Source organism: Cellulophaga geojensis KL-A (genome assembly GCF_000568425.1).
GTDB lineage: Bacteria > Bacteroidota > Bacteroidia > Flavobacteriales > Flavobacteriaceae > Cellulophaga > Cellulophaga lytica.
In genome coordinates this window covers 68,696-90,001 of record NZ_ARZX01000010.1, presented here as the reverse complement: position 1 = coordinate 90,001, position 21,306 = coordinate 68,696, and the positions used below count along the sequence as shown (strand labels likewise).

At 31.9% G+C, this 21,306-nt stretch carries 17 protein-coding genes; 9 read left to right on the top strand and 8 right to left on the bottom strand.

Going from position 1 to position 21,306, the window contains the following annotated elements; genetic code table 11:
* Positions 1-7 precede the first annotated feature (7 nt).
* Together KLA_RS09335 and KLA_RS09330 are read right to left on the bottom strand one after the other, a co-directional pair.
* Complete coding sequence (locus KLA_RS09335; RefSeq protein WP_034645288.1) at positions 8-3,259, bottom strand: T9SS C-terminal target domain-containing protein; 3,252 nt, start codon at positions 3,257-3,259, stop codon at positions 8-10.
* Positions 3,260-3,548: 289 nt separating this feature from the next.
* The gene (locus KLA_RS09330) at positions 3,549-4,034 is read right to left on the bottom strand and encodes a CAP domain-containing protein (RefSeq protein WP_013622821.1); all 486 of its coding nucleotides are present in this window, start codon (positions 4,032-4,034) and stop codon (positions 3,549-3,551) included.
* 283 nt (positions 4,035-4,317) lie between these two features.
* On the opposite strand from KLA_RS09330, the gene KLA_RS09325 reads away from it, so the two are divergent.
* The 5 genes from KLA_RS09325 to KLA_RS09305 all read left to right on the top strand — a co-directional run bounded on the left by KLA_RS09325 (position 4,318) and on the right by KLA_RS09305 (position 9,349).
* Positions 4,318-5,823 carry a S10 family peptidase gene (locus KLA_RS09325; RefSeq protein ID WP_013622822.1) on the top strand — a complete coding sequence of 502 codons (1,506 nt, stop codon included), beginning with the start codon at positions 4,318-4,320 and terminating at the stop codon, positions 5,821-5,823.
* Between the two features lie 100 nt (positions 5,824-5,923).
* The gene (locus KLA_RS09320; protein WP_034645286.1) at positions 5,924-6,361 is read left to right on the top strand and encodes a hypothetical protein; all 438 of its coding nucleotides are present in this window, start codon (positions 5,924-5,926) and stop codon (positions 6,359-6,361) included.
* A gap of 152 nt (positions 6,362-6,513) precedes the next feature.
* Positions 6,514-7,503 carry a hypothetical protein gene (locus tag KLA_RS09315; protein ID WP_034645284.1) on the top strand — a complete coding sequence of 330 codons (990 nt, stop codon included), beginning with the start codon at positions 6,514-6,516 and terminating at the stop codon, positions 7,501-7,503.
* Between the two features lie 193 nt (positions 7,504-7,696).
* The gene (locus KLA_RS09310) at positions 7,697-8,749 is read left to right on the top strand and encodes a hypothetical protein (RefSeq protein WP_034645281.1); all 1,053 of its coding nucleotides are present in this window, start codon (positions 7,697-7,699) and stop codon (positions 8,747-8,749) included.
* 240 nt (positions 8,750-8,989) lie between these two features.
* On the top strand, positions 8,990-9,349 hold the full coding sequence (locus tag KLA_RS09305; RefSeq protein WP_013622824.1) for a hypothetical protein: 360 nt from the start codon (positions 8,990-8,992) through the stop codon (positions 9,347-9,349).
* Between the two features lie 33 nt (positions 9,350-9,382).
* Here the strand turns inward: KLA_RS09305 and KLA_RS09300 are convergent, their stop codons facing one another.
* The 4 genes from KLA_RS09300 to KLA_RS09285 all read right to left on the bottom strand — a co-directional run bounded on the left by KLA_RS09300 (position 9,383) and on the right by KLA_RS09285 (position 14,575).
* Complete coding sequence (locus tag KLA_RS09300) at positions 9,383-11,434, bottom strand: PepSY-associated TM helix domain-containing protein (protein ID WP_034645278.1); 2,052 nt, start codon at positions 11,432-11,434, stop codon at positions 9,383-9,385.
* Positions 11,434-11,736 carry a hypothetical protein gene (locus tag KLA_RS09295; RefSeq protein WP_034645276.1) on the bottom strand — a complete coding sequence of 101 codons (303 nt, stop codon included), beginning with the start codon at positions 11,734-11,736 and terminating at the stop codon, positions 11,434-11,436. The genes KLA_RS09300 and KLA_RS09295 overlap by 1 nt, the downstream gene beginning before the upstream one ends.
* Positions 11,737-11,739: 3 nt before the next feature.
* Complete coding sequence (locus KLA_RS09290; RefSeq protein WP_034645275.1) at positions 11,740-12,066, bottom strand: hypothetical protein; 327 nt, start codon at positions 12,064-12,066, stop codon at positions 11,740-11,742.
* A gap of 85 nt (positions 12,067-12,151) precedes the next feature.
* Positions 12,152-14,575 carry a TonB-dependent receptor gene (locus KLA_RS09285; protein ID WP_034645273.1) on the bottom strand — a complete coding sequence of 808 codons (2,424 nt, stop codon included), beginning with the start codon at positions 14,573-14,575 and terminating at the stop codon, positions 12,152-12,154.
* Positions 14,576-14,770: 195 nt separating this feature from the next.
* Between KLA_RS09285 and KLA_RS09280 the strand changes: the two genes are divergently transcribed.
* Positions 14,771-15,406 carry a Crp/Fnr family transcriptional regulator gene (locus KLA_RS09280; protein ID WP_013622829.1) on the top strand — a complete coding sequence of 212 codons (636 nt, stop codon included), beginning with the start codon at positions 14,771-14,773 and terminating at the stop codon, positions 15,404-15,406.
* A gap of 70 nt (positions 15,407-15,476) precedes the next feature.
* Positions 15,477-16,883, top strand: a complete 1,407-nt coding sequence (locus KLA_RS09275) for an MBL fold metallo-hydrolase (protein ID WP_034645270.1) — start codon at positions 15,477-15,479, stop codon at positions 16,881-16,883.
* Between the two features lie 52 nt (positions 16,884-16,935).
* On the opposite strand, the gene KLA_RS09270 is transcribed toward KLA_RS09275, so the two are convergent.
* Positions 16,936-17,934 (bottom strand): metal-dependent hydrolase, encoded by a 999-nt coding sequence (locus KLA_RS09270; protein ID WP_013622831.1) that lies wholly within the window; start codon positions 17,932-17,934, stop codon positions 16,936-16,938.
* A gap of 188 nt (positions 17,935-18,122) precedes the next feature.
* Here KLA_RS09270 and KLA_RS09265 point away from each other — a divergent pair, with 188 nt between their 5' ends.
* Both KLA_RS09265 and KLA_RS09260 read left to right on the top strand, forming a co-directional pair.
* On the top strand, positions 18,123-18,680 hold the full coding sequence (locus KLA_RS09265; protein WP_034645268.1) for a YeeE/YedE family protein: 558 nt from the start codon (positions 18,123-18,125) through the stop codon (positions 18,678-18,680).
* 3 nt (positions 18,681-18,683) lie between these two features.
* The gene (locus KLA_RS09260) at positions 18,684-19,097 is read left to right on the top strand and encodes a DUF6691 family protein (protein WP_034645266.1); all 414 of its coding nucleotides are present in this window, start codon (positions 18,684-18,686) and stop codon (positions 19,095-19,097) included.
* Positions 19,098-19,185: 88 nt separating this feature from the next.
* On the opposite strand, the gene KLA_RS09255 is transcribed toward KLA_RS09260, so the two are convergent.
* Positions 19,186-21,255, bottom strand: a complete 2,070-nt coding sequence (locus KLA_RS09255; RefSeq protein ID WP_034645325.1) for a S9 family peptidase — start codon at positions 21,253-21,255, stop codon at positions 19,186-19,188.
* Positions 21,256-21,306: the final 51 nt, after the last annotated feature.

Here is a 21,306-nt window from a genome sequence, read left to right as displayed (position 1 = left end):
TTTTGTTTTATCTTGCTATTTGTAGCCAACCTTTTAAGGTTCTGTTTAATTCTGGAATAGTAAGTATGTAGTAATACGTGCCAGACGGTAAATGATCTCCTTTACGTAAAACACCATTTACATTTGCTACACCATCCCAGTTATTGCTATAATTAACTGTTTCAAAAACTTGGTTTCCGTTTCTGTTAAATACTTGTAATGTATTAGAACTATAATCTTCTAAACACTGTACTTTAAAGAAATCGTTATACCCATCATTGTTTGGTGAAAACTCGTTGTAAACAAACAAGCAAAACTCTTCACCTAAAACCTCTCCACAACTAATAACACCTACGCTTAATATAGCTTCTTCTGAGGTGCAACCACTTGCACTATCATAAGTAACTGTAATTTCTGTGTTATTTAAATCGTCCCAAGTAACCGTTACAAAACTATCTGTACTTGTACCACCATCTGTAATTGTACCACCAGTAACTGTCCACACATAATTTTGCTTATCTGTTTCTGTGGTATACATGTAACTATCTTCTAAACAAGCATCTTCAAAAATACCTGTAAGTGTAGCTTGCTCTGCTTCTTCTATTGTTGTTGTAATTGCTAATCTATCTTCACTCTCACAACCAGATGTTAAATTTGCTACATAATATGTTGTACCATCTACTATGGCCGTATCAGATGAAAGCATTGTACCTCCTGTTTCTGCATCATAAAAAACAACAGCGGTTTCGTTTATCTGTATATCTGCCAAGGTAGCATTACTTGTACTACAAAATTCTTGTGCAGTACTACTAGTTGTTGGTGCAGGCTGCGTAAAGGTTACTGTAATAGCTAGTCTTTCACTACTTTCACAACCGTTTTCTGTATTAGCAACATAGTATGTTGCACCATCTACTAAAGCTGTAGAAGGGTCTAACATTGTGCCTCCTGTTTCCGCATCATAAAAAACAACAGCGGTTTCATTTACCTGAATATCTCCAACTACCGGATTATTTGCTTCACAAAAAACTTGTGTAGTGCTTGTTGTGGTTGGTGCAGGAGTATCTAAAATTGAAACCGTTATTTGTACACGTGGTAATACAGATAAAGGAACATCTAAAAGTCCTACATAGTATGTGCCACCATCTGTTAGAGCTGCATTAGCATCTACTGTAGCACTACCTAAAAGACTATCAAAAAATACAACATTATTACCATTTACATCTAAATCTAATAAAGTTGCATTATCTGATGCACAAAAAACCTGATTTAAATTATCTAGTATAAACTCTGGTATTGTTACTGTAACATCATCTGTAATGCTACACAAACCGCCAGATATAAAAATTTCTAATACATTATCTATATCAGATAAAAGATCTGTACCGTCTACTGCAATACTAAAATCTAAGTTAGCGTCTAATATGCCTGTATAAGTTGTACCATTTATAGCTACAGTAACTTCATCTCCTACATTAACGTCTCCTGTTACAGAACCATTAATGTCTGTGGTTGGGTTTACCTGAAAAATAGTAATTAAGTTAGCTAAGCTAATGTTGGTGTCTAGAGTAACGTCTACAGCTGTATTAGAAGAATCTACAATAGTTACAGCTACAGGTTTTAAATCGCCATCTACATTTTTACAACCTGCAATATTATCTGTACTACCTACATAGTAAGTATACGGACTATTAACGTCTGTTAAGCCTGTAATGGTTAAAACTCCGTTTTCATCTATATTGTATGTTGCTCCGTTTACAACCATACCGTTAGTAATTGGCATTGTTTCTGCACTGTCTAAAAACCAATTGTATGTTGCATCTATAGCACTAGAAGGTACTAATACCACACTACTTTGTGAGCAAATAGGGTTTTCATTACCAATTACAGTAATATCTGCTGCAGTAGGTATTTCCATTACAGTTACAGGAACCTCTACTCTTGGAGATTCTTCTGTACAACCTACATATGCAGAAGCTACATAATAAGTGGTACTTGTATTTAAAGCTGGTGTTGTAAATGTATCACCAGAATTGGTTGTTGCTAACAAATTACCATCTGTTTCTGCATCATACCAACGTAATTCTACAGCTGCGCCATTTGCTGTTGCTGTTATTTCTGCTGTAGAGCCACTACATATACTAATATCTGTAGATGAGTCTGTAAATACTGGTTGTTCTGGTGCTCTATAAATATCATAAAGTCTAATTTGCTGACTAACTGCAACGTTTAACAAAGAAGCCAAACTAATAGTAACTCTATTAACAGAAGCACTAGGCTTAAACGCTACTACTGTACTATTACCATTTTGCAATAGACCTAATAAATCTAAAGATAATAAACTAGATATGTTAGATGAGTATACTTCTTGTACACCATTGCTTGCTGTAATATTAATATTATTTAGTAACCCTAAGCTAACTAGAGAAGGATCTACTGCCAAACGCACATATATTACATCATCTGTACCAGAATCTGCGTCAAAATAAATAGTTTGCTGTATGCTTGCTGCAACATCTAAAACTCCTAAACCTAACTCTGCAAAAGTGGATACATCACCATCTATAGCAAAATTTGGATTTGTTACTCCTGCTCCTCCTAAATTTAAAAGGTCTAAAGAAATACCATTACCGCTAAAAGAAGTATAACTTGGTAAACCACAATCACCTGTTCCTGTTGTGTAATAAGATTCATACACACCTAACTGTCTGGTATTGTTTAACCCTATTAGAGATCCTATACTATTTTCAATTCGTATTCTATTGTACTCTTGGTCTGGTGTAACAGCCAAAAAGTAATTGTTATCTTTATCTACTACAACACGTAAATCTTCTGTAGAGAATCCGTTTGCTTCTGTAGATTGTTTTTCTAGTACAGTAACTGCATCTTTTTTTGCAGCAACAGTAAACTGTTGGTTACCTAAAAGTAAAACTCCTGCAATGTCTGACAATAGGCCTCCTAAGCTACCACCTAACAAACTAGGTAATATATCATCAGTAGTTTCTATTTTAGTGTAGCTTGTTGTGTTTGCAGGTAAATCTGTAGGATACTGCAACTCTAAATGCCCTGAGTACGCTCCAATACCTACAAGTATTCCGGAACTAGCATTTATGTCTGCTTTGGTTAATAAATTACCATCTACAGCGTTATTTGCATTGTCTACCCTATCTTGTATAGGAACTGCTGTAGCGTAATTTTTTGTTTGCGATTTAAGATTTGTAATACTAACGAGTAGTAGTGTTACAAAAATGAGTCTAATTTTTTGGGGTAAAATTAATTTCATTTAGTAAAATTTTGGTTAAGTTTCAATTTGGTACAATTATAACGTAACCTTGCGTATATGTATTCTCCACTTATTGTATTTACTCGATGAAATACACCCCATTTCGATGAAATACATAAAATTTTAAGAAATTGAAGATTATGCAAACGTTTGCAGTAATCTTTAAAAATAACTCAATTCCTTATAAATTAACTATTTGTAAAATATTGTAACAAAAAAACACTTTTAAAACAATCTCAATTGTCTTAAAAGTGTTATCTAAAAAAGATAATTTTAACCTAAAAATATCTTACTTATAATATAACTGTGTAAAGTATAATTTTCCATTTTCATCAGCTTTAATATTTATAGCTGTGTATGTAAAATCTCCTTCCATTACTTTTTTGTGAGTTGGACTATTAATCCAAGCTTTAACTACACCGTTTGCTGTTTTAAAATCTTTAGCTAAGTTTTCTGAAACAAAATCTGCTTTTGCCTCTACTGCTAAATTAGATGCACGTAAATCAAAATTATCGTGGCTAATTTTACCAGCCTCAATCATATAATCATTATGCTGTGCAGCATAACCGTATGCCACTTTACCATATTCTAAAGTATTTAAACCTTGAGAAGATCTGTACTCATTTACCAATTCTATAACTTCTTTCTCTAATTCACTAGACGTATCTACTTGTGCATAAATTGCATCTTCTTGCTCAATGCTCTCTGTAGTACAAGAAGTCATTGTTATAAATAAAGCTAAAAGTCCTAATGGTAAAAATTTAAATTTTGACATGGTAATAAACATTTGTAGGTTAAATCTGGGACAAAGTTACCACGCCTTTTAAGCCTTTTTTCTAATTTTCAATTGAACGGATAGTTTTAAACGGTGAACTACAGAAAAGTGTATTTAAATCATTTTAAAAAAAAGTAGTCAAAAAATTTCATCCTAAAAACGTGCAGATTATCTAGGGTTAACAGCATTTTTATCACTATTATAAAAGTTAAAAAGAGAATACATTTTTATTCTCTATAGTAATTATATACTTTTAGATCTGAACTCAACTACAACTCAAAAAATGAAAAAATTAGCTTACCTAAAAGTCGTTACCGTTTTAGCGGTATTTAGTTTTACTACACAAACAAAAGCTCAAGATTTAAAAATTGCTGTAGATACTACGGTAGTAACAAACCACACTGCTACAATTAACAACACTAAACTTACCTATAAGGCCACTACTGGTACACAACCTGTTTGGGATAAACAAGATAATGTAGTTGCAACTTTGTTTTATACCTATTATAAAAGAACAAATGTTAGTAAAGGAGAAGAACGCCCCTTGGTAATATCTTTTAATGGTGGTCCTGGATCTGCATCTGTCTGGATGCACATTGCATATACTGGACCTAAAATTTTAAATATTGATGACGAGGGTTACCCTGTGCAGCCCTATGGTATTAAAGATAATCCGTATTCTATTTTAGACGTAGCAGATATTGTTTACGTAAACCCTGTTAATACGGGTTACTCTAGAATGGTTGCCCAAAAAGATGGGAAAATGCCAGACCGCAAACAGTTTTTTGGTATTAATGCAGATATTAAATACTTGGCCGCTTGGGTAAATACATTTGTTACACGTAATAATAGATGGCAATCTCCTAAATATATTATTGGTGAGAGTTATGGCGGTACTCGCGTGTCTGGTTTAGCATTAGAACTGCAAGAGTCTCAATGGATGTATTTAAATGGTGTAATTATGGTATCACCAGCAGATTATAAAATATACAACGCAGACGGACCTTTATCTTCTGGTATAAACTTACCTTATTTTACTGCTGCTGCTTGGCACCATAAAATGTTACCTACCGCTTTACAACAAAAAGACTTGTTAGAGGTATTACCAGAAGTAGAACAATATACTATAGACAAGCTTATGCCTGCCATTGCAAGAGGTGGTTTTATAACAGATGCCGAGAAGCAAGATGTTGCAGAAAAAATGGCATACTACTCTGGTATGTCTAAAAAAGCAATTTTAGACCATAACTTAATGGTACCTACTTCTTTTTTCTGGAAAGATTTACTGCGCAATAAAAGCGGACATACTATTGGCCGTTTAGACTCTAGATATTTAGGTATAGACAAAATGGCTGCTGGTACAAAGCCCGATTATAATGCAGAAATTACCTCTTGGTTACACTCTTTTACACCTGCAATTAACTTTTACCTTAGAGAACACTTAAACTTTAAAACAGACCTTAAGTACAATATGTTTGGTAGTGTACACCCTTGGGACAATAGCAATAATAATGTTAGAGAAGGTTTACGCAAAGCAATGGCAGAAAACCCATACCTAAAAGTATTGTACCAAACTGGATATTATGATGGTGCTACAACCTACTTTACCTCTAAATATAGTATGTGGCAAACAGACCCAAGCGGAAAACTAAAAGACAGGTTTACTTTTAAGGGCTACAGAAGCGGACATATGATGTACTTGCGTAAAGAAGATTTAAAATCTGCTAACCAAGACATAAGGGCTTTTATTAAAAACAGTGCTGCTAATGGTAAAGCTGCTAAGTATTAGAGTTTTTTTTTAGTGATATTAAATAATTTTAGTTGGTTTAACGGCACAAGCAAGATGCTTGCGCTAGCGGGGAATCTAATAAACTATTTATAAAATACTAATGATAACAAGCGAGAATCATTTACATAATCAATATTTAATTAAGAGAGCAGCTCTTGATGTTTTTGAAATTTTAAAACAGAAATATGGCTTTGAGGGTTTTAATGAGTTTTCTAAATATAATTCAAATGACTGTGCATATATTGGTCTTAAAAAGAAAGGGATAATTATTTATTGTTTTATATCAAAAAGAGAGGCTTACGAATTTCATATACTCGAAAAAGGGAAAGAAAAATATAATTCAACAACTGTTGATTCATTATTTATGAAAAAATTCCCTCCTCTTTCAAAAGAGTCTAAAAAAGAGATAGAAAAGAAGAAATTGATTAACATAACACCATACTCGTTTGAGTATTATTATGAAAGTATGATTTGGGATATAAAATTTTTAGAAAAACATTACCCTGAGATTCTTGAAAATGGATCTACTCCCCACTAGTGCGAGCGTCACGCTAGTGCGGTAAATAGTAAGAAAACAAGAAAAATGCTTGAGTTAGCGGGGGAGTTTTGTAGTGATATTAAATAATTTTAATTGGTTTAACGGCACAAGCAAGATGCTTGGGCTAGCGGGGATATTTCAAATTAGACTTTATGCTAAAAAAAATTAAAATAATCAAAAACAGTAAAAATTATCAGATATTAAACTATAAACTACAAGTTTTTAATAAAATTAATAAAGAAAAAGTAATTTATGATTTAGCAAAAATATCGGAGATAACAACCATTGAGGACTCTTCTGAGGAAATTATGGTTGAAATAGGTAATAACATTTTAGATTTAAATTTAAAAGGTTTTGATAAAAAATCTTATGAGTCTATTTCATTTTTAAATAATCCAAATTATGTAATTCATAATGATAAAGTAGTAATTACAAAGAAAGTGAACTCTAATTTTCAAGTAACTTATTACATTTCAGATTTACCAGAATATAATAATCAAAAAGAGATATATTTGATAGGATACCCTATTCATTCCTATAAAGATTTTTTTATACTTCATAAAAAAGAAATAAGCTTATATAATTATATAGATGATAAAATTTTATGGTCTATAGATATTACTAAGATTGGAGACTTAAATACCACTATAATAAAAACTATTATTAGAGATCAACTTTTACTAATTTTAAAAGGTACATCTGTTATATGCTTAAATATTGAAACAGGTAAAGTAGTTTGGTCTCTTAATAGTGAGATAGCTAAGCAAATGGGAGTTATTTCTGGCGAATATTTATACACAGCATCTAACACAAGCCTTACTAAAATAGCTATTGCATCTGGTGAGGTTGAGTATGCGATAAGATTTCAAAAAGAATATCAGCTAGAAAAATTAATAACTCTTTATGGGATAGAAGATTTAACCTTATTTAAAAATGAGCTATGGGCTTATACTAAATTTGGCACCTTATCTTTAGTTTGTATTGATAAAGAAACCGCTTACTTTAAAAAAGTTATTCCTTTAGAAAGTTTAGGCATTAAAACTGGTATATTTTCTTTTCAGTTTTATAAAGACAAGCTTTTTATTCACGATCACGATTATACGCTATACATTTTTGAAAAAGAAGAAACTGATTTAATTTAGTTGGTTTAACGGCACAAGCAAGATGCTTGCGCTAGCGGGGCAAGAAAAGCAATAGAGGAATTAGGTGCAGACAAAGTAAACTCTCTCTTAAACCGCAGAGATTTGAATGATATCACAAACTTTCAAAAAAAAAAAAAAATGATAAATGCTGTGATAGATTTTACAAATAATAGTTTTAAAAAAGTTTTTATTGATGACTAAAAATATTACAAAAATTGAAAACATTACAAAGTATCTACTATTAAACACTTTAGTTTTTCAAAAAAATAAAAATGTTTGTTGGGGAAATATTAGTAAACTTAATTGCTCACTTATAGGTTTATTTAATAATTGTATTTGGGTATATAATAAAGACGACGCAAAAACAATCATATATAGTATTAAAGGAGAAGAAAAAAAAACCTTGGAAAACTTTGTTTATCTCAGACAAGATATATTTAATGAATTTGATTTAGTATTCACTCAATTAGAATCAAACAATGAAGAATTTTGGGCTTTACTCGATTTCAAAAAACTAAAAATTAGAGAAAAATATCCAATAAATTACGGTTTAAACGGAATTTGGAAAATTTTAAAAAACAATAAATTTCTTTCTAAAAATGACACAGATATAAACTGTTATTATTTAGATACAGAAAAAGAAGTGTGGAGTTTTAACTTTCAACAGTATACTAAACAAATTAACAATCACTTAATTTCTAACGAGTTATTGATAATAGATAATTTGTTGTTTTTATCTTTTGCAAATAGCAGTTTAAACGCCGTAGGAAGTATTGTAATAAACACAGATACTGGTAAAGTACACAAAGAAGTACCTAGGCTTAAAGGCTTTTTATATACTAACAATAACAAAGAAGTTATTGCAACTTCTGGTATTTTTAATAACATACAAACGTTAAGTATTTTTAATTTAGATACAGAGGAGTGCAAAACAATAACGTTAAACAATATTTTTCCTACTAATAATTGGAGTATTAAACACCAATCTAGTGTTGTTCATAATAATAAATTATACTTAGCTATACAGCAAGGAGAAACATTAATAGCCAGTATATTGGCTGTCTTAGACCTTAAAACAAATAAGATTATAGATTATTATGAACTCTTAAAAGATCCCAAAAAAATTTCTAATGAAGATAACTGGTATCATATAGATAAAATTAAGGTAAATGATAGTATGATTACTGTATTAACAGCAGGTGGAACTCTTCATATTTTTGAGAAAGAAGAAACTGATTTAATTTAGTTCGATGCCCCGCTAGCGCGAGCGTCACGCTCGTGGCTTAAAGAGTAGGCAAATAAGCAAAATAGTTGCGCTAGCTGAAGAAACTAATTTACTATAATTAAATAAAAAAATAACTCTTAAAAATTATCAGTATCAGCTTAATAGCTACAAAACCCTTACCATTGTTAATAAGTAGTGCTTGGTAGTAAAGCAAAAAAGGGATAATCATTCTATTTTTGCGATCTCTTTGTAAAATAAATTATGCGATATTTAGAAGTTGGCGATAAGCTTTTTAATGTAAAACGAGACGGTTTTAACGACTTTGCACGTTACTCTTTCTCTGAGGTTGTTTCTCTTACCAAAACCTTAGCTGTTTTAAAAAACGGTGTTAGATTGGTAAATCAGCCTCGTAAATCTTATATTATTAGTGATGTTGGCTATCCGGTTTCTAAAAACAAAGGTGCACATTGGCATATTGTAACTATAGAAGCCATTAGAGATGCACAAGTAGAGAATGCCAAAATTGAAGCCCATGACTGGTTTCATGAAAAGCAATTTACTTTAAAAGAAATTATGTTTATTCACAGAAAGTTTAAAGAATTAGAAAAGCATTTAGAATAACCTAAATGCTTTTTTGTTTATTGTAATAATAAGCTAAACTACCTCTTTACGCCATTGCAGTAGTGTTTTTACTAATAATACACTTACAACTCCCATTAATGCCAATATTAGTATTTCTGATATGTTTGTAGCCTCATAAACTATAGCTGTTATAAAATGGTATACATTAAAAATACCTAATAAAATTGCCCATATTATAGAGGTTAATCTAAACCATTGTTTAGATACTTCTAATGTTGCTATGCAAAAAAGCATTGCAATGCCTTCAAAAAATATACGGTACAAGTGGTGATCTACTGGTACATCTCCTGTAGCGCCTTCTATCATTAAACTCTCATTATAATACACGCCAAATAAACCGTAAACGTGGTGTATAATAAAGCCTACTACTATTAATAGCCAGAATATTGAAATTTTTGTTCTCATAAATTTTATTTTCTTAGATTGATCTTCTCCTGTTTCTAATTGATTTTCTTGTTCTTTTCTTTGTTCTAAAACTGTTTTCTGGTATTCTGCTACTAGTTTAGCGTGACTAACCTTTGGTACTTTACGCTCTAACTTAAAATATATAGCCAAAGCCACCGAAGCTAACACCAACCAAAAGGCATCTATTGTAAAAACATCTAATTGATTGTTTGCAAAGGTTTTCCAAAACCAATTGCCAGATACCAAGCCATTAACTATTGGTATTAAAAAGCCTAAAATACTGCCCCATAACAAGCTGTATTTGTTGGTAATGTAATTGTCTCTTTTACTTTTAAAATAAATGGTTAATAGCAACCAGCCTACAAAAAATACGAGATACAAAATGGTTTGCCTACTTGCATCTAACTCTCTTGGTATTAGTTTAGATGCTATAAAAGACAATGCTGTTATAGGAAACATACTTAAACATATGGCCAAATACACGTGCCCTACTCGCCTATTGTACAATTGCTTTGCTGCAGATATATTTTTTTTATTACGTGCCTCTAGCCAAATAAGTACACCAGATATAATTACAAAACAAGTGATTAATGCTAGTATAAAGTATATTACTTTTAAGTACATACCACCAAAATCTCCAAAATGCAGTTTGCGTATGGTAAGTTCTACATCTTCTACATAGCTGTTTACATAAGGGCTTTTTTCAGATTCGATAGTATTAGTAGCCATTTTATAAACGACTCTTCCGTTACCTAAAAACTTTTCTTTAGAGCCTAATAAACCATCAACCTGAAACATCATAGTTGTTGCTCCGTAGCTCTTAATATAAATTTGCTGTGCTGTAAAGTTTTCCCATTTTTTATCGGCCTTAGCCATAAAAGAATTTACGTCTAAAACAGTATCTAACTTTTCTTCTAACGGATAAGTTTTCATCATTGGACGTATATCCTCTAAAAGCTTATCTTGGTTATTATTATACACATAATTTGCTGGTAACAACACAAAAACAGGCATACATAAAAAACAACTTGTAACTGCATATACAAACTGAAAAGGCAAACCTATTACGCCTAATGCCGTGTGTGCATCTGTCCAAACCATTTTTAATTTTGCCTTGGGTCTAAAAACATAAAAGTTAGACACCATTTTTTTCCAATGCACAATAACCCCTGTTACTATAGCAAACAAAAAAAACAATGCTACAAAACCTGCTATGTAAATACCTATTGTTGGTAATTGATGAAAAAAATGCAACCTGTACAATAGCTCTCCTACACTATAAAAAGAATAATACTCACTTATTTTATAGGTTTCTTGATCTGCATAAAAATAAGTTGGTTTTTCTGGTATATTTACTACTGTAGTATCTTGGGAGTCTGTTAGCTGTACGTAAATATCTTTTTTAGCATCTGCTGGTATTATGCGTATGTCTCTACCATAAAGTGTATGGCCTTCTGCCTCTATACTTTTTATAAGCCTATTAAAATCTATATCTTCAGGAGCTAAAATTTCTGCTGTGTTTCCTTTTTCCCAAGCAGTAATTTCATCCTTAATAAGCGCAAAGGCTCCTGCAAAAAATATAATATATAAGGCTACACTAATTACAATACCACTAACGGTATGTGTATGAAAAAAAACATTGTAATTACGTTTACTCATTATATTAAAGGGGAATTAAGTTTTCCAAAATAAATTGCTAGTGCTAAAAGTAGACTTAGACCTAAATATACTAGCCAAACCAACCATCCGTTTTTAAATAAAAAAGGAACAATCATTAATGCACCCCAAACTATAAATATGGTATATATAGACGTTGCCAATACTATTTTAGGGTTTGGCAACCATAATGCTAATGCTATATGTACTAATGATGTTACAATATAACCACCAACAATACCTACAGATATTTTTGCAAATTGCTGCCAAGGATTTGTTGTTAAATATTTAGAATTTGCCGGCATAGTTTATAATGATTTTTCTAATAAAAAGGCTACTAAAAAAAGTAGTGTTAGTAATTTGTAGTTTACAATTTTTAAAGGAGCTAATAGCACTATTAAGCTCCAACTTAGCATTAATAGAATTGTAAAAATTATAAATCCTGCTCCCAACCCAAATGTATAAATAGCTAAAAACAAACCGAATAAAAAAAGTACAATTGCTGCTATTTTTACACTTTTTTGTTTGTTATGTAACCAAAATAATAGTTTAAATTCTTTTGTAATTACAGCACGTTTAGAGGTGCTATAATGCAACAAACAAGCAAGGGTGGTTACTAAAATTAATACGGTCATTTTTTATTTTTTTTTAATGTAAACATCCTAGCCTGGTACAACTCCAGACTAAGATGTTACTGCAAAAATCCAACTTAAACTATTTTTAAAACTTATATGTGAAGTTTGCTAATAATGCTCTTGGCTGTTGTGGTGTAATGGTTGTCCATCCTTTGTAATATGTTTCATTAAACATATTATTAAGTTTTAATCCTACCCTGTATTTATCTGCTTGGTAAAAAACTGATGAATTGTATATAGTGTAGCTAGGCAAATCAAAAGTACCTCCTGGGCCATAATTAATAATAGAACTTTCACTGGCTCCGTTTAAACCAAAACCTAGTCCAAAACCTTCTAAACTTCCCACCTGAAACTCATAATTTACCCAAAGGTTATAAAGAGTTTCTGCTCCAGATTCTAAAGGTCTTGTACCTGCTAATATTGCATTATCAGTCTTTGTAATTTCACTATCGTTATTACTAAAACCGGCCTTTATATTTAAACCATTAATTGGGTTTGCATTAATTTCTATCTCTATACCTGTACTTTCTACTTCACCGTCTTGTATTTTATTAAATGCAGATGTTGGATCTGTCATTACTTTATCAGACACTGTAATATCATAATAACTAACTGTAGCATTTAATTTACCGTTAAATAGGTTTGTTTTTATACCAAACTCTAATTGGTTTGCTTGTTCTGGATCAAAAGATTTTAGCGTTTGCGGGCCATCTGCTGGGTCACCTACTAAACTAGGCGCAATATTTGTAAATCCGTTTTGGTAATTAGCAAAAACCGATAATTTATCTAGTATTGGTTGGTACAACACACCAAACTTAGGAGAAAAAGCTGTTTGTGCATAGTCATCTGCATCTGTAGTTACATCACCTTCATTATCAAACCTATCTACACGTAAGCTTGCCATTGCAGATAAAGCTGGTGTAATATTTAATACATCAGACACGTAAGCACTATAGGTACTTGTTTTAGATTTTATATTGTTTGCTGTTTGTGCTGCTAAAACAGACAATACTCCTGCTTCTGTTAATGGGTAAGTATCTGTTTCTACTTCTGGTGTAAAAGGGTTATCACCGTTTGTATCTCCGTTTGGTAATACGTTACCGTAAAAAGAAAAACCAGAACTTTGGTCTATGTTTGTTGCTTGGTAATAATCTAAACCTGCAACAACTCTGTTACGTAATGTTCCTAGTTTAAAGTCTCCAATAAAGTTTTGTTGTATGTCTGTAGTATTTGTTTTTCCATTTTCTTTATTTATCATTCTAGAAAATGTATTAGGCTCTAAAATTCCGTACTCATATAAATAAGAGTAATATCCGTTAGAAGAGGTATTACTTTTAGACAAAATAGTTTGTGATTGCCAAGTGTCAGACAATTTATAATCCATTTCTACTCTGTAGTTAGATGTAGGATTCTCTATAGACAAATCATTAGAAGTGTATGATAATTTATTATTGTAGCCCAATTCTGAAATACTAGAAGATGCAGATGGTGCTGCTCTGTTTAAAAATAACGAAGTGGCATTTGTTTGCTCTGCTTCTGTAATTTCTGCATACAATGAAAATGATAATTTATTATTTACACGGTATGATAAAGATGGTGCTACAAAAAACGACTTTTTAAAACCTGCATCCTGAAAGCTATCTTCTGTGTGGTAAGCTGTATTTAGTCTAAAATAGATGTCATTATTTTTATCTAAAGCAGTATTAAAATCTGCAGAAAGTACTGTTAAACCGTAAGAACCTGCTGTAAGAGATACTTCACCACCATAACCTTTGTATGGCTTTTTAGTAACTGTATTAATTAAACCTCCGTAAGATGTTACAGAACTACCAAACAATGTAGCAGATGGTCCTTTTATAACCTCTATACGCTCTATATTTGCTGCATTTATTGTTCCATTTGTTAAGCCAGGCATACCGTTTACCAATTGTGGCTGCACGCTAAAACCACGAATACTGTAGTATCCAGATCCGTCTCCTCCGCGGCCTGTAGAGCTCCATAACTTGTCTACACCAACTGCATTTTTTAGAGCATCATCAAACTTTGTTGTTATTTGAGACACTAATAAATCTGAGGTTATTGTACTGTAAACCTGTGTATTTTCTAAATCTTTTAAAGGTAATTTTGCAACATAGGCTGTTTCTTTTCTAGAAAACTTATTTCTACGTTCTCCATTAACAACTACCTCTTTTAAAATTTCGTTTCCTTCATATAGTTGTACTATCTCTAATGTATTTTCTGTGTTTGCAGTAATTGTAACCTGCAGTTCTTTAGTTTTATAACCTAAGTAAGATACAAGAACCGTGTAAGTGCCAGATTCTAAATTTGCTATACTAAATGCACCATCAAAATTAGTTTGTGCTCCTAAAGCTGTTCCTTTTACTAATACATTTACACCCATTAAAGGGGTATTATCTACGTCTGTTACTTTACCTGTTAGTGTAGTGTTTTGTGCTGTAGCTGCAATTGTTGCTACCAATAACATTACTAAGGTCATTAAATTTTTCATTATTCTTATTTAGATTGATTTAAAATAATTTTGTGTTGCAAACTTAAATCAGGATTAGTTACAAATCAAGAATTATTTTTATTAATTCTAAATAAACTTAAAGAGAGGGAGTTAAGATCGATATTAAAATAAAAAGGTGAAAATTTAGGGTTTTAACACTATCATTATTTGCTATTAAGTAACTTTGATGTTACTATGATTGAAGAATTAAAAAATAGCTACGGCACTTTATTTGAAGACCAATTACTACAAGAAATTCTTGAAGTGGCTACTTATAAAGAAGTTCCTGAGGGTTTTAAACTTATAGAAATTGGCGACTACGTAAAGTCTATGCCCTTACTTGTATCTGGTGCCATAAAAATACTTAGAGAAGATACTGAAGGAGATGAGCTACTACTCTACTACCTAGAAAAAGGAGAAACTTGTACTATGACAATGGCTTGTTGTATGGGGCAAAAAAAGAGTGAAATTAGAGCTATTGCAGAAACAGATGCTAAGTTAATTATGGTTCCTATAGAAAAAATGGAAATTTGGACATCTAAATACAAATCTTGGAGAGATTTTGTTTTTGAAAGTTATCATAACCGTATTAATGAGTTGCTACTTACCGTAGATAGTGTTGCTTTTTTAAAAATGGATGAACGTTTACTAAATTACTTAAGAGAAAAGGTAAGGGTAACTAATAGTTCTATTATTAAAAATACGCATCAGGAAATTGCGTATGATCTACATAGTTCTAGAGTGGTGATTTCTAGATTACTAAAGAAGTTAGAAAAGTTAGAAAAAATAGAATTACACAGAAATCACATAAAAATTATAAACATTAGTTAAATGTAACCTAAGTTACTGTTGTACAAATTAATAACTCATAAGTTTGTAGTCCAAATTAAACTACAATGTTATGATTATAGAACAAATATACACAGGTTGCCTATCACAAGGGGCATATTATATAGAGAGTAATGGTGAAGCGGCTATTATAGATCCTTTAAGAGAAACTTCTCCTTACACTAAAAGAGCAGAAGAAAATAATGCTACTATTAAATACATTTTTGAAACTCATTTTCACGCAGATTTTGTTAGTGGACACGTTACATTAGCTCAAAAAACTGGAGCTCCTATTGTATACGGACCTAAAGCAGATCCTACATTTGATGCTATTATTGCTAAAGACAATCAGGAATTTAATGTTGGTGATATAACCATTATAGCCTTACACACGCCTGGCCATACTATGGAAAGTACTACGTATCTTCTAAAGGATGAAAACGGAAACGACCACGCTATTTTTAGTGGTGACACTCTATTTTTAGGTGATGTAGGTAGGCCAGATTTAGCACAAAAAGCAGGCGAAATTACAGAAGAAGACTTGGCAGGCTTTTTATACGACAGTTTACGAAACAAAATTATGCCTTTAGCAGATTCTATTTTAGTATATCCTGCACACGGGGCTGGATCTGCCTGCGGAAAAAATTTAAGTAAAGACACAGTTGACACTTTAGGGAACCAAAAAAAGACAAATTATGCCTTACGTGAAAATATGACTAAGGAAGAGTTTATAAAAGAGGTTACAGATGGTTTACTACCTCCTCCTGAGTATTTTCCTTTAAATGTAAAAATGAACAAAGAAGGGTATGATGATATAGCAAATATTATAAAACGTGGCACAATAGAATTAGACCCAGATATGGTAGAGGCATTAGCTAACAATACTGGCGCCATAATTTTAGATGTAAGACACCAAGATGAATTTGCCAAAGGCCATATTCCCAGATCTATTTTTATTGGTTTAAATGGTAGTTTTGCTCCTTGGGTAGGTGCACTAATTGCAGATGTAGAGCAACCTATAATACTAATTGCTCCAGAGGGTAAAGAAGAAGAAACAGTCACTAGATTATCTAGAGTTGGTTTTGATAATACGCTTGGATACCTAAAAGGCGGATTTAACGCTTGGAAAAAAGCTGCTAAAGAGTATGATACTGTTAGCTGCACAACAGCAGAAAAGCTAAGTAACGAGGCAAATGATTCTACAAAAATTTACGATGTTAGAAAGGAAAGCGAATTTTTGTCTGAGCACGTAATTAACGCAGTTAATACTCCTTTAGATTTTATTAATAAATACCTTAAAAAGTACCCTGCTAACAACAACTTTTACATACACTGTGCTAGTGGTTACAGAAGTATGGTAGCCGCTTCTATATTAAAAAGTAGAGGCATACATAACCTTATTAATGTAAACGGAGGTATTGCTGCCTTAAAGGAAACAAAAATACCAATAAGCAACTACGTTTGCCCATCTACTTTATAAAAACACAAAAGCTAAAACACTAATTAATTAGTGTTTTAGCTTTTTTTATTTACTAATTCCCCTTTATACGCTCCCATAAATCAGTTAGTAATTTTTTAGCCTGAGTTCTATTTTTTGGAATTTCACTAAAAGAAATGCTTCCATTACCATATTTATGTATTTGATACCTAAACACAAAATCTTGATCATTATAATCTAAACCTAGTGTACCAAAACGTAAATCGTTATAATATAAAAAGTCCTTGTATGTATCAATAGTATACCATCCTTTACTAATGGCAATCATACGTTGCATTTTTGGGTTATCTTTTAAATCGTTTACTAAAAAATGATTTTTATTATACCTAGAAAACAAAATAGGCTTGGTGTCAAAAAAAGAATAATGGCCAATGTAAAATGCATCTTCAGTCTCTACATTTGCCGTCCATAAAATAGTATTTAAAGCAGATGGTTTTGTTTCTATTTGTGAGTATACTATATTTTGTTCTTCTAATTGTTTTTTAAATTGATAAAAAGCAACACCCTTTAAAGCAAAGGTTAATAGTAAATAACTACTACTTATTATTAAACCTAATCTATTATATTTTTTGCGCTTTAAGCTTTCTTTTTTCTGAAACATTGTTAGAATTACAAACACCAAAAAAGGAACTGTATACAATGGGTCTATAACAAAAATAGTTTTAAATGCTAGTCGGTTATTTAATGGCCAAAACAACTGTGTTCCCCAAGTTGTATGTGCATCTAAAATTGGATGCGTTACAAATGCTAAAAAGAAAAGCCAACACCAACCTCTAAAATCTTTATACTTCTCATACCTTGTTACTAACCACGCAAAAATTGGGGCAAATACTACAGAAAATAATACAGAGTGTGTAAAACCACGGTGTATTTCTAAGCCCGTAACAGTATCTGTATAGAAAGATGCAAAGGTGTCTAAATCTGGTATTGTACCTGCAATTGCGCCATAAAGCATTGCCTTATTTCCTATTTTTTTTCCTAAAACAGCCTCTCCTACTGCTGCTCCTAATACTATTTGCGTTAAAGAATCCATATATAAATTATAGCTATACAAAACTACATCTTTAAAATTATAAAGTATATTTATAAGCAGAAGTAAAGCATAACTATTACATTTAGGCGCTGCATTAAATATATTATACTCTTGGTAACCTAAGTTACTTTCTATTTTTTTGAAATGAAGTTTCTTTGCAACGCATCAAATAATTATTAAAATTTAAAATGGAATTAATTTTACAACCTTGGCCTTGGTATGTGTCTGGCCCGCTAATTGCTTTAGTGCTGTTTTTACTACTTTTTGTGGGTAAAAACTTTGGTATGTCTAGCAACTTAAGAACTCTTTGTACGATTTGTGGAGCTGATAAAAAATCGGACTTTTTTAAGTTTAATTGGAAAAGTCAAAAATGGAACTTAGTTGTAATGATTGGAGCCATTATTGGTGGCTTTATAGGAGCAAACTTTTTAACAGAATCTACAGCTGTAGCCATAAACCCTGAGACTGTAGAGCAATTACAAGAATTGGGCTTTTCTAGCGCAGGAAATGCGTATTTACCAACAGAACTATATGGTTTAGAAGCATTAACAGATATAAAAAGTATTTTAATTTTAGCCATAGGCGGGCTACTAGTTGGTTTTGGAACAAGGTATGCTGGTGGCTGCACATCTGGGCACGCAATATCTGGTTTAAGTAACTTACAACTACCTTCTTTAATAGCTGTTATTGGCTTTTTTATTGGCGGTTTATTTATGATTCACGTTTTATACCCTTTAATATTTTAAGCTATGAGAACATTTATATATTTACTTATTGGAATATTGTTTGGTATAACAATGTTTAAGTCTGAAGCAGCTTCTTGGTTTCGTATCTATGAAATGTTTCAAATGCAATCTTTTCATATGTATGGCATTATAGGCTCTGCTGTTGGGCTTGGTGTTGTAATTACGTACCTTATTAAGCGTTTTAAAATAAAATCTGCTTATGGAGAAGAAATAAAATTTATTCCTAAAAACAAAAGCGTTAGCAGATACCTTTTTGGCGGAATTATTTTTGGACTTGGTTGGGCTTTAGCTGGCGCATGTCCTGGCCCAATGTTTACTTTAGTAGGTGCTGGTTTTGCTCCTATTTTAATTGTAATAGTTTTTGCCGTGTTAGGTACATTTTTATATGGTATTGTAAGAGATAAATTACCCCATTAAAAATGCTGTATAAACCAGTATACAAGATACAAAAAAGGCTTCATTTTACAATGAAGCCTTTTTTAGTTTAAAAATTAAGAGGGTGTTTTTACTCTTTATCCAAAACTAAATGCTCTATAAAAAATTCCATCATTCTTCTGGTATCCATAGCTGTATGTCCTTTATCCGGACCAATTTGCACTTCAAAACTCTTACCAGCATCTTGCAATGCTTTTATAAATTGTAATGAGTTTGCTGGGTGTACATTGTTATCACTAGTACCAAAGAAAATCATTAATTCTCCTTCTAAATCTTTAGCCATAGTAATTAAGCTACTTGCCTCATATCCTTTTTTATTTTCATCTAACAAGCCCATATAACGCTCTGTATACACATTGTCATAATTGCGCCAATCTGTTACAGCAGAGTTTGCAACTGCTGCATGAAAAACATCTGGATAACGTAATAGTAAGGTTGCAGATGTAGTTCCACCATATGACGTACCATAAACACCTACTTTGTTTTTATTAAAATAAGGTCTGTTATATAAAGATTTTATACCTGCAGCAAAATCATCCATCTCTGTAAAACCTAAGTTTTGGTATAAATTATCTAATAACCTTTTACCTCTACCTTTAACGTTTCTTCCGTCTACTTCTGCTACTAAAAAGCCAAACTCTGTTAATGCGTTAGGTGGTGTAAAACGTTCTGTAAACTCATTAGTTGCAGGTCCTCCGTAATTACTTAAAAGAAGTGGGTATTTTTTATTTGGATCAAAATTAGAAGGAAAGTGTAATAATCCGTGAAGCTCCGTTTTACCGTCTGCAGATGTAAAAGTAAAAGCTTCTACCTTTTTTAAACCTAGCTTATTAAATTCTGATAGGTCTGATGTACCAATTTCTGCTAATTTTTTTCCTTTTATACTTCTTAAGTTAGTTACAGGTGCAGTATTGTGTGTTTCTGCAACATCTACAAAATACTTATGGTTTGGCGCCATATATACAGTATGATGAAAAGAAGGGTCTGTTAATCTTTTATCTCCAGAACCATTTAATTTTACACTATGCAACTGTATTTTCATATGGTTTTCTCCACTACGCGCAGTATAATACATCACTTTTTTAGCTTCGTCTATGCTAACAATACCATCTACCTCAAAATTGTGCTTTGTTAATTGCTTTACTAATTTTCCGCTAAAATCATATAAATAGTAATTATTAAAGCCAGATCGCTCAGATGCCCAAATAAATTGCTTTCCATTATCCAAAACGTGCATTTCAGGACTGTTTTCTGTATAACTTGGCAACCACTCTTCTCTAATTACAGTTCTAGACGCTCCTGTATTTGGATTAGCAGCTCTAAGTTCCATAATATTTTGCTTACGGTTTGTACTGTGGTACAATAGTTCTTTACCATCTGGTGTCCAGCTAATGTCATAAATATAAGTACCTAAATCACCATCGTTATAAGGTTTACCGTCTCTAAGATCTAATTCAGTAATTTTTTTAGTTTCTAAATCATACACCAGTAAATCTACAGGTAAATTTTTAGCGCCTACTTTAGGGTATGCTTCAATCTCTACAGAATCTTGTATTTGTGTTTGGTTGTATAACACATAGTATTTTTTAGACTCTTTTTCGTCAAACTTGTAAAAAGCAACCTTTTTACTATCTGGAGACCACCACATTGCGGTGTTTTGACTTAATTCTTCTCCATAAACCCAAGTAGCAATACCAAACTTTAATTGGTTTTCTTCATTACCTTCGGTAGTTATTGCAACAACATCAGAACCGTCTGCATTACTATAAAACATATTTCTGTTTTTAGTAAATGCTTTGTATTTTCCGTTTGGAGACTCAGCAGAGGCATATTGTCTGCCACGAGCTGGCCTGTTAGCCCACTTTGCATACCTATCATCTTTTAACTTAGTTGTAGCAGTAGTTTCACCTTTACCTATAGTAAACTCTTTGGTTTCACCGTCTTTTTTGTATTGAAAAGCAGTTCCTTCATCATTCCATTTCACATAGGATGGAGAAGTAACTATAGACCTTCTAATCTGCGGTGCTATTTCTATGTACTGCTCATAACCAGGCATTTCCTTTAGTTTATCTTGCGCAGATACGGCTGTAATTGTACCTAAAGATAATACTGCACAAAATGCAGCTTTAAAAGTGTTCATTTTCATTCTTTTTGAGTATTTAATTTGATTGCTAAATTTACAATTATTATA